9 protein-coding genes are annotated in these 9,001 nt (G+C 71.2%); 1 reads left to right on the forward strand and 8 read right to left on the reverse strand.

From position 1 onward, the window contains the following. The first annotated feature begins 1 nt into the window (after position 1). Positions 2-874 (forward strand): alpha/beta hydrolase, encoded by an 873-nt coding sequence (locus tag B0I33_RS17270; RefSeq protein ID WP_106179800.1) that lies wholly within the window; start codon positions 2-4, stop codon positions 872-874. Between the two features lie 4 nt (positions 875-878). Here the strand turns inward: B0I33_RS17270 and B0I33_RS17275 are convergent, their stop codons facing one another. The 8 genes from B0I33_RS17275 to B0I33_RS17310 all read right to left on the reverse strand — a co-directional run bounded on the left by B0I33_RS17275 (position 879) and on the right by B0I33_RS17310 (position 8,769). Further along, complete coding sequence (locus tag B0I33_RS17275) at positions 879-1,811, reverse strand: anti-sigma factor RsbA family regulatory protein (protein ID WP_106179801.1); 933 nt, start codon at positions 1,809-1,811, stop codon at positions 879-881. Between the two features lie 105 nt (positions 1,812-1,916). Beyond that, positions 1,917-2,282: a hypothetical protein gene (locus B0I33_RS17280; RefSeq protein ID WP_106179802.1), complete on the reverse strand. Its 366-nt coding sequence runs from the start codon at positions 2,280-2,282 to the stop codon at positions 1,917-1,919. Between the two features lie 31 nt (positions 2,283-2,313). Then, a complete protein-coding gene (gene clpX / locus B0I33_RS17285) occupies positions 2,314-3,609 on the reverse strand; it encodes an ATP-dependent Clp protease ATP-binding subunit ClpX (protein ID WP_106179803.1) in 1,296 nt (431 codons plus the stop codon). A gap of 247 nt (positions 3,610-3,856) precedes the next feature. Then, complete coding sequence (locus B0I33_RS17290; protein ID WP_106179804.1) at positions 3,857-4,486, reverse strand: ATP-dependent Clp protease proteolytic subunit; 630 nt, start codon at positions 4,484-4,486, stop codon at positions 3,857-3,859. A gap of 26 nt (positions 4,487-4,512) precedes the next feature. Further along, a complete protein-coding gene (locus B0I33_RS17295; protein ID WP_245900770.1) occupies positions 4,513-5,109 on the reverse strand; it encodes an ATP-dependent Clp protease proteolytic subunit in 597 nt (198 codons plus the stop codon). Positions 5,110-5,266: 157 nt separating this feature from the next. Beyond that, entirely contained in the window at positions 5,267-6,718 is a 1,452-nt protein-coding gene (gene tig, locus B0I33_RS17300) for a trigger factor (RefSeq protein WP_106179806.1), read from the reverse strand. Positions 6,719-7,037: 319 nt separating this feature from the next. After that, positions 7,038-8,360, reverse strand: coding sequence for a Na+/H+ antiporter NhaA (gene nhaA, locus B0I33_RS17305; RefSeq protein WP_106179807.1), 1,323 nt, complete (start codon positions 8,358-8,360; stop codon positions 7,038-7,040). Between the two features lie 124 nt (positions 8,361-8,484). Further along, a complete protein-coding gene (locus B0I33_RS17310; RefSeq protein ID WP_106179852.1) occupies positions 8,485-8,769 on the reverse strand; it encodes a DUF3040 domain-containing protein in 285 nt (94 codons plus the stop codon). Positions 8,770-9,001: the final 232 nt, after the last annotated feature.

The following is a 9,001-nucleotide window of genomic DNA, read 5'->3' on the forward strand; positions in this document are numbered from 1 at the left end:
GGTGCCCGGCCACCGCGTCGGCCGCCGCGCCGTGCTCCTCGGCGGGGCGGGCGCGGTGGCCGCGGCGGGCGTGCTGGCGGGAACCGACGGCGCGCGGACGCTGCTGGGGCTGGTCCCCTCCTCGCCCGAGGGCACCCGGGAGGAGACGCGGACGGAGCGCGTGTACTCCGCCGCCCGCGGTCGCCATGTCGACCTGGTGACCCTGCTCCCGCCCGGCGCGCCCGACCGCCTGCCGATGTGCCTGCTGCTGCACGGGCGCGGCGGCGACGCGCACAGCGCCGCGCCCTCCGGCCTGCTGGCCGGGCTCGGCGGGGAGGTGGCGCGGGGAGCCGTACCGCCGTTCGGGTTCGTCGCCGTCGACGGCGGCGACACGTACTGGCAGGAGCACGTGCCCGGCGACGACCCGATGGCGATGGTGCTGGACGAGGTGCCGGGCTGGCTGCGCGACCGCGGCCTCGGCGGGCGCACCGGACTGCCGTTCGCCTGCGCGGGCACCTCGATGGGCGGGTTCGGCGCGCTGCTCTACGCGCGGCTGCGGGTCCGGCGCCGCCTGCCGCCCTCGGCGGTCGGCCTCATCTCCCCCGCCCTGCTGCGGTCGTGGGACGAGATGCGCAAGCGACGCGCGTTCCGCGACCGCGCCGAGTGGCGGTCCCTGGACCCGCTGCGGCACGTCGAGGCGACGCGGGACGTGCCGACCGGGGTGTGGTGCGGCACCGACGACCCGTTCGTGGCCGGCGTGCGCGAGTTCGTGGCCAGGGCGCGGCCCGAGGTCGCCCACCTCGGTCCCGGAGGGCACAGCGGGGCGTTCTTCCGCACCGCGGTGCCGGGCCTGGTCGCGTTCCTCGGCCGGCACTGTCCCCGCGCCGCGCGGTGAGCCGTCAGGGCAGCCGGAAGTGGGCGCGGATGGCGGTGCCCGCGGAGTCCGTGTGGATCCGCACCAGGTCCGCGAGGTGGTTCACGAGCAACAGCCCCCGGCCACCGGGCTGGGTGGGCGGGGGCTGCTTGCGGCCGGCCAGCGGATCGGTGATCCGTCCGCCGTCCTCCACCTGGCAGACCACATGCCCGGAAGCGGACCAGATCCGCAGCACGCCGCTGCCGCCGCCGTGCTGGACGCTGTTGCCGCACAGTTCCCCGGCGACGAGGGCGACGTCGTCCCGCCGCTCGGCGGGCAGGCCCAGCTCGACGGCCCTGGTGGCCGCGAAGCGGCGCGCGGCGGTGAGCCCGCGCATGTCGAACTCGACGGTCTCGGCGCCCGGCGGCGCGGGCAGCGGGACGTTGTGGGCCCGGACCACCGCGTCGGGCCGGTACCGGGCGCTGGGCCTCCTGCCGCCGTCGCGGACCAGCACGGGATGGGTGGCCTCGGCCTCCGCGAGCACGTCCCGCGACAGCTCGCGCACCGCGTAGGGGCACAGCACCCGCAGGCCGCGGCCGGCGAACGCCTCGTTGATCAGCGCCTCGTGCACGGCGCACGCCGGGTACTCGTCGGCGGAGCGCGCCGCCCAGATGGGCTCGCCGATGAACCGGGCGGGGCCGCCGTGCCGGTCGGCGAAGTCGGCGATGACACCGGGGATGATCCGGCCGGGGTTGCGCCCCGCCTCGGTCATGTCGACGAACCGGACCGCACGGGCCACCGGACCGAGCGCTTTCTCCAGCAACCGCAGGTTCCGTCCCGGCATCGCCACGGCGACGGCCTCGCCCCCGTCGAGGCCCTCCTCCACGAACGGCACGGTCCCGGTGAGCAGGGCGTCGGCGTCGCGGTAGAACAACGCCTCGTGCCACGTCTCGGCACTGTCCTCCGAGCGGGCGGTCACACCGACTCACCTCCGTCCGGCGGTCGATACACGCGCCGTGCGATCCGTCTCGTGCGCAGCTCGGGCACCTACCCGAGCTACCCGATCAACGGTGTGGGCAAACCCTCATTCGAACATACGTCCCACGACCGAGATCAACCAGAGGCTGAACGCCATTCCGCAGAACAGCACGGCGACCCAGCCGAGGAGTTGCCGGTCGGTGTCCGCCGAACGCAGGCGCAGCAGCCCGTAGCCGGCCACGGCGAGCGGTGCCAGCGGCAGCAGCGGCCACGCGGAGAGCCGGGTGGCCACGGCGGCGAGGCAGACGGCGGCGAACACCCCGAGCACGGCCAGCAGGACCACGTGCACGGTGGGCCGCCGCAGGTACGTGGTGACCGCGAGCCGCGTGACGAGGTCGCCGAGGCCGCGCACGTCCTCGGCGTCCGCGCGCTCGGTGCGGCGGCGCGGCGCCGGTCGGGACGGGGAGCTCATGGGCTGGCGGGTTCAGCTGGCCGGGCGCCGGTCAGGCGGACTTCTCGCCGCGCTCGCTGCGCTGCCTGCGCGAGGGCTGGCGGGACACGATGGTCGGGTTGACGTTCTCGCGGACGGTCTGCTCGGTGATGACGACCTTGGCCACGTCGTCGCGGCTCGGGATGTCGTACATGACGGGCTGCAGAACCTCTTCCATGATCGCGCGCAGCCCGCGGGCCCCGGTGCCCCTGAGCACCGCCTGGTCGGCGATCGCCTCGAGCGCCGTCTTGGTGAACTCCAGCTCCACGTTGTCCATCTCGAAGAGCTTCTTGTACTGCTTCACCAGCGCGTTCCTCGGCTCGGTGAGGATGCGCACGAGGGAGTCCTTGTCGAGGTTGGTGACGCTGGCCATCACCGGGAGCCTGCCGATGAACTCGGGGATCAGGCCGAACTTGATCAGGTCCTCGGGCATCGTCTCGGCGAAGACGTCGCTCTCCTCGATCTCGCGCTTGGTGCGGATCTCCGCGCCGAAGCCGAGGCCGCGCTTCCCGATGCGCTCGTTGATGATCTTCTCCAGACCCGCGAACGCGCCGGCGACGATGAACAGCACGTTCGTGGTGTCGATCTGGATGAACTCCTGGTGCGGGTGCTTGCGGCCGCCCTGCGGGGGCACGCTGGCCGTGGTGCCCTCCAGGATCTTCAGCAGCGCCTGCTGCACGCCCTCACCGGACACGTCACGGGTGATCGACGGGTTCTCGGACTTGCGGGCGATCTTGTCGACCTCGTCGATGTAGATGATGCCCGTCTCGGCGCGCTTGACGTCGTAGTCGGCGGCCTGGATGAGCTTGAGCAGGATGTTCTCGACGTCCTCGCCGACGTAGCCGGCCTCGGTGAGCGCGGTGGCGTCGGCGATGGCGAACGGGACGTTCAGCAGCTTCGCCAGGGTCTGCGCCAGATAGGTCTTGCCGCATCCGGTGGGGCCGAGCATGAGGATGTTGGACTTCGCCAGCTCGACCGGCTCTTCCTTGGAGTCCTTGGGGCCGCCCTTCTCCCCGGACTGGATGCGCTTGTAGTGGTTGTAGACCGCGACGGCGAGCGAGCGCTTGGCGTCCTCCTGGCCGATGATGTACTGCTCGAGGAAGTCGTGGATGTCCTGCGGCTTGGGCAGCTCGTCCAGCTTGACGTCGCCGGACTCGGCCAGCTCCTCCTCGATGATCTCGTTGCAGAGGTCGATGCACTCATCGCAGATGTACACGCCGGGTCCGGCGATGAGCTTCTTCACCTGTTTCTGGCTCTTCCCGCAGAAGGAGCACTTGAGCAGGTCTCCGCCGTCGCCGATCCGTGCCATGACCGCTGACCTCGTCCCCTCCGGTGCCGCGGGGGCACCTGATGCGTCTCACTGTCCCTCGCCGTGGCGGACTTCATGCGCTGCCACTGACGGTACCCGTCCGGCGCGCCCGGCGGGAGGACCATCGGCAATTCCGGGCGCGTGGAGGACACCCTAGCCCCGGGAGCGGCCCTGTGTCCCTCGACGACACGCGGCCGGGGCGCCGCCGTCGCGGGGGTGCGGCGCCGGGGCGCCGCACCCCGGCGGCTCACGTCTGGTCGGACGCCTTCCGGTACGGCAGCACCTCGTCGATGATCCCGTACTCCTTGGCCTCGTCGGGGGTGAGGATCTTGTCGCGCTCGATGTCGTCGCGCACCTCGTCCGCCGACTTGTTCGTGTGCTTGGCCAGGGTGGTCTCCATCAGGCGGCGCACCCGCTGGATCTCGTTCGCCTGGATCTCGAGGTCGGACACCTGGCCGTAGGTGCCCTCGGTGGCCGGCTGGTGGATGAGCACGCGGCTGTTGGGCAGGGCGAGGCGCTTGCCCTTGGTGCCCGCGGCCAGCAGCACGGCGGCGGCCGAGGCGGCCTGGCCGAGGCACACCGTCTGGATGTCCGGGCGCACGAACTGCATCGTGTCGTAGATCGCCATCAGCGCGGTGAACGAGCCGCCGGGCGAGTTGATGTAGATCGTGATGTCCCGGTCGGGGTCCTCGTGCTCGAGGTGCAGCAGCTGCGCCATCACGTCGTTGGCGGAGGCGTCGTCGACCTGCACACCGAGGAAGATGACCCGTTCCTCGTAGAGCTTGTTGTACGGGTTGGACTCCTTCATCCCGTAGCTCGTGCGCTCGACGTACGAGGGCAGGACGTACCGGGACTGCGGAAGGTTGAAGTTGCTCATGGGATTGGTCCTCCTACCGGGCCCGGTCAGCGGCTCGGGTTCGGGCGCGGGTTCTCGCGGGTCAGCACCTGGTCCACGAAGCCGTAGTCCCTGGCTTCCTCGGCGGTGAACCAGCGGTCCCGGTCGCCGTCCTTGATGATCTGCTCGACGGTCTGCCCCGTCTGCTCCGCGGTGATCTTCGCCAGCTCGTGCTTCCACTTGCCGAACACCTCGGCCTGGATGGCGATGTCGGACGCGGTGCCGGTGACGCCGGCCGACGGCTGGTGCATGAGGATGCGCGCGTGCTGCAGGGCGTAGCGCTTGCCCGGCGTGCCCGAGGACAGCAGGAACTGCCCCATCGAGGCAGCGAGGCCCATCGCGTACGTCGCGACGTCCGGCTCGATCAGCTGCATCGTGTCGTAGATCGCGAAGCCGGCCGTCACCGAACCGCCCGGCGAGTTGATGTAGAAGCGGATGTCCGCCTGCGGGTCCTCCGCCGACAGCAGCAGCAGCTGCGCCGTGATCCGGTTGGCGATCTCGTCGTTGACCTCGGAGCCGAGCACGACGATGCGCTCCTGGAGCAGCCGCTCGTACACCGAGTCGGTCAGGTTGAGCCCGGCGGTGGTGGTGCGCCCCTCGGGCATGTGCTGCGTCACGTCTGCCTGCCTTTTCGCCGCCGTGGCCCGCTCGACGCGGCGGGCCACTGAGGTTTGCGATTCAGATCTTGTAACCGACCCTAACGAACTCGGGCGGCACGGCATGCCCGATACCGCCCGAGTTCGCTCAGAGCATGAGAAAGGGTCACTTGTCGCTGGTCGGCGTGGCCTCTTCGGTGCCCTCGGCGTCACCGGCCGCGGCGGAGTCACCCGCAGGAGCCTCCTCCTGCCGCGCGGCGGTCCCGGCCTCCGGCACCTCCACCGGCGCCTCGTCCTCGTCCGTGCCGAACAGCTCGGAGAGATCCACCGGCGAGCCCGACTGGTCCGTCACGGTGATGCCCCGCACGATCGACGCGAGGGCCTTGCCGCGGCGCACGTCGGCGTAGATGGCGCCGAGCTGCCCGGACTGCTGCGCACGCTGCACGTACTCGTCCGGGCTGATGCCGAACCGCTGCGCCTGATAGATGATGCGCTCGGTCAGCTCGGAGTCGTTGACGCCGATCTCTCTGGCGTCCGCGATGGTGTCCAGCAGCAGCTGGGTGCGCACCGACTTCTCGGACTCCTCGCGGACCTCGTTCTCGAAGTCCTCGAACGACTTGCCCTCGGCCTCGAGCGCCTGCCGCAGGGCGTCCTCGTCGTGGTCGTACGGGTGCACCGCGTCGTGCTTGCGGTTCTCGACCTCCGCTTCCACGACCTTCTCCGGCAGCGGGACCTCGGTGCGCTCGAGCAGCTCTTCGAGCACCTTGTCCCGTGCCTGCACGCCCTGCTGCATCCGCTTCATGCGGCGCAGCCGCTCGCGCAGGTCCTCCTTGAGCTCGTCCAGCGTGTCGAACTCGCTGGCCAGCTGCGCGAACTCGTCGTCGGCCTCGGGCAGCTCCCGCTGCTTGATGGACTGGACGGTGACGCTCACCTCCGCGTCCTTGCCGGCGTGCTCACCGGCCAGCAGCTTGGTGGTGAAGGTACGGCTCTCCCCCGCCTCGGCGCCGATGATCGCGTCGTCGATGCCCTCGACCAGCTGGCCGGAGCCGACCTCGTAGGACAGGCCGGTGGTGGAGGCGTCGGGCACCTCCTCCCCGTCCACGGTGGCGGACAGGTCGATCGACACGAAGTCGCCCTGCTGGGCGGGCCGGTCGACGCCCGTCAGCGTGCCGAACCGGGCCCGCAGCTCGTCGAGCTGCTCGTCGACCTCGGACTCGGAGACGTCGATGTCGTCGACGGTGACCGAGAGGGACTCGAGGTCGGGCAGCTCGATGTCGGGCCGGACGTCGACCTCGGCGCTGAACTCCAGCACCTCGCGGTCCTCGATCCTGGTCACCTCGAAGTCGGGCTGGCCGAGCGTCCGGACCTCGCCGGAGCGGACCGCCTCCAGGTACTTCGCGGGGATGGCCTCGTTGACGACCTCGTCGAGCACCGGAGCACGGCCGATCCGGCTCTCCAGCACACGGGCCGGGGCCTTGCCCGGACGGAAACCGGGGATGCGGACCTGCTGAGCGATCTTGCGGTAGGCGCGGTCGAAGTTAGGTTTGAGCTCGTCGAACGGCACCTCGACATTGATCTTCACGCGCGTCGGGCTCAGCTGCTCGACGGTGCTCTTCAACGTTTTCTCCTCGCCGGGACAGTAACGGGTATCGGTGGACTCGGTCGCGGACGACCGCAGGTCACGTGGACCGGAAGTCCGAGTCTAGGCCAGTGACCGCGCCAGGATGGCACGGGTCGCATGTAGCTCCCCGGGCGCGCCCGCGGCGGCGACCGGGGACCGGACGTCGCGCGCGACCCGCCGGTCCGCCGGTGCGGAACGCGGGCCCCACGACGGCAGGGTACTGAACGCGGCCACCTCACCGGACGCACGCCGCCCGGGCCACGGCAGGCGGTCACCGGCCTCGCCTGCCGTGCTCCGTGGTCCCGCTCCGCTGGCCCTAGGTCCCGTGGTCGCGCCGGGGCGGGTCGTCCGCCTCGGTCTCGAAGACGTCCGGGATGCCGTCGGCGTCGACGTCGCGGGTCTCCTCCTCGTAGATCCGCCGGTACGTCCGGTTGCGGATCCGCAGGATCACCGTGGCCACGAGCGCCGACAGCAGGGAGCCGGACAGGACGGCCATCTTCACGTGCTCGTCCTGCTCGGTGCCCGCGCCGAAGGCGAGGTCACCGACGAGCAGCGACACGGTGAACCCGATGCCGCCCAGCAGGGCGATCCCGAGCACGTCGATCCAGGCCAGGTCGCTGTCCAGCTCGGCCCTGGTGAACCGGCCCATGAGATAGGTGGCGCCGAAGATGCCGATGGCCTTGCCCAGCACCAGGCCGGCGATGATGCCGAGGGACACGCGTTCGCTCAGCGCGCCGGTCAGCCCGTCCAGCCCGCCGAAGGTGACGCCCGCGGCCAGCAGCGCGAAGATCGGCACCGCGACACCCGCGGACACCGGGCGCCAGCGGTGCTCGAAGTGCTCGGCGAGCCCGTGCGCCTCGCCCTCGCGCTTCAGCGCGGGCACGGCGAAGCCGAGCAGCACCCCGGCGACGGTGGCGTGCACCCCGGAGGCGTGCACCAGCGCCCACGTGACCAGGGCCAGTGGCAGCAGCAGCCACCAGGACCGGATCCGGCGCTGCACGAGCAGGGTGAACAGCGCGAGCGGGAGCAGCGCCAGCAGCAGCGGCACCGGTGCCAGGTCGTCGGTGTAGAAGAGCGCGATGATGAGGATCGCGACCAGGTCGTCGACGACCGCGAGGGTCAGCAGGAACATGCGCAGCGCCGACGGCAGGCAGCGGCCGACGACGGCCAGCACGGCGACCGCGAACGCGATGTCCGTGGCGGTCGGGATGGCCCAGCCGCGCAGCGCGTCGCCGTTGGTGGCGTTGACCGCGACGTAGATCGCCGCGGGCATGATCACGCCGCCGAGGGCGGCCACCACGGGGACGGCCGCCCGCCGCGGGTCCCGCAGGTCGCCCGCGACGAACTCGCGTTTGAGCTCGAGGCCGACCACGAAGAAGAAGATCGCCAGCAGGCCGTCGGCGGCCCACTCGGAGATCGTCAGGTCGAGATGCAGCGCGTGGGGGCCGATCGTGAACTCGCGCAGCGAGGTGTAGCTTTCCGACCACGGTGAGTTCGCCCACACCAGCGCCACGACGGCGCCGATGAGGAGCAGCATCCCGCCGACGGTCTCCTGCCGGAGGATGTTCGCGACCTGGGTCCACTCCGCCCACGACGAGCGGCGGAACAGCTTCGACCGGGGCGGGCTCGTGTTGCTCATGGTTCTCGCGTCAGCCCCTCACCTCGTCCGGACGTGCACTCTCCCGGATCTTACAAGCGGAACCGGCGCTGATGATCATTCGAACGGCGGCGGCCGGGCGACCACGGCCCGGCGCGGGAGCCGGTCAGCGCAGCTTGCGCAGCCACAACCGCCAGATGACGGCGGTCGGCACCCCGGCCGCCAGTGCGGCGCCGAGGACCACGAGCGCCGGGGAGTCCAGCTCCGACCCGGTCGCGATCACGATCAGACCCACGACGAGGGCGGCGACGACGGACAGGACGACCAGCCCCGCCCGGCCGAGCGCGAACGGGCGCAGCTTCGCCAGCCGCTGAGCGAGGTGCGGATCGTCCTCGACCAGCCGCTGCTCGATCTCGGCTAGCTGCCGTTGCTCCTCGTCGCGAAGCGCCATCGCCACATCACCACCACCAGTATGGACCCGATGGCGGCCGCACGCACGTCCCGTTCGTCGTCAATGTGCCTTTCGTGACCCGCGGGTGACGTACCCGCCGGGCCGTCCCCGGGCCCCCGGGGACGGCCCGGCCGACGTCAGTCTTCGGTTCCTTTGTGGAGTTCGGTGGTGATGTGGTCCATGACGGTGGTGTCGGCGAGGGTGGTGACGTCGCCGATTTGGCGGTTTTCGG

Source organism: Prauserella shujinwangii (assembly GCF_003001955.1).
Lineage (GTDB): Bacteria > Actinomycetota > Actinomycetes > Mycobacteriales > Pseudonocardiaceae > Qaidamihabitans > Qaidamihabitans shujinwangii.

Excerpts from the sequence above, each read along its gene's own strand:
- B0I33_RS17280 (WP_106179802.1), bottom strand. The coding sequence starts at position 2,282 with ATGAGCTCCCCGTCCCGACCGGCGCCGCGCCGCCGCACCGAGCGCGCG.
- clpX (WP_106179803.1), bottom strand. The coding sequence starts at position 3,609 with ATGGCACGGATCGGCGACGGCGGAGACCTGCTCAAGTGCTCCTTCTGC.
- B0I33_RS17290 (WP_106179804.1), bottom strand. The coding sequence starts at position 4,486 with ATGAGCAACTTCAACCTTCCGCAGTCCCGGTACGTCCTGCCCTCGTAC.
- B0I33_RS17295 (WP_245900770.1), bottom strand. The coding sequence starts at position 5,109 with ATGCCCGAGGGGCGCACCACCACCGCCGGGCTCAACCTGACCGACTCG.
- nhaA (WP_106179807.1), bottom strand. The coding sequence starts at position 8,360 with ATGAGCAACACGAGCCCGCCCCGGTCGAAGCTGTTCCGCCGCTCGTCG.
- B0I33_RS17310 (WP_106179852.1), bottom strand. The coding sequence starts at position 8,769 with ATGGCGCTTCGCGACGAGGAGCAACGGCAGCTAGCCGAGATCGAGCAG.